General features: G+C 64.4%; 1 protein-coding gene. It reads left to right on the top strand.

What is annotated here, in order from left to right; genetic code table 11:
• The coding region (locus BTA35_RS17275) for a TetR/AcrR family transcriptional regulator (protein ID WP_139363753.1) at positions 1-404 on the top strand (404 nt) is incomplete at both ends.

Genomic DNA, 404 nt, shown 5'->3' with positions numbered 1-404 from the left:
CGCGCAACGACCGCCGAAATCGCGCAGCGGCTCGGCGTTTCGGAAGCTACCGTGTTCAGCTACTTCCGCGGCAAGCGCGAGCTTTGCGCGCGGGTCATCGCCGACTGGTACGACGAAATCATCGCGGCGATCGAAACCGGCCTTCCGCGCGAGGGCACCCCGCGCCAACAGTTCGCTTTTATCTTGCGCACTCACCTGCGACTGATGTTGGTGCACGGAACGGGCATGTGCTCGCTCGTGTTATCGGAAGGCCGCGCCAAACACCACGAACTGAGCGCCGAGCTGACTGCGTTGCAGCGCCGCTACACGGCACCGCTGATGCGTGTGCTCGCCCAAGCCCAGCAGACGGGTCAGATCCGAACCGATTTGCCGCTGCGGCTCATGCGCTCGATGGTTTTCGGCCC

Origin of the sequence: Oceanospirillum linum (genome assembly GCF_001995095.2) — a bacterium.
GTDB lineage: Bacteria > Pseudomonadota > Gammaproteobacteria > Pseudomonadales > Halomonadaceae > Oceanospirillum > Oceanospirillum linum.
This window is presented reverse-complemented; position numbering and strand designations above follow the sequence as displayed.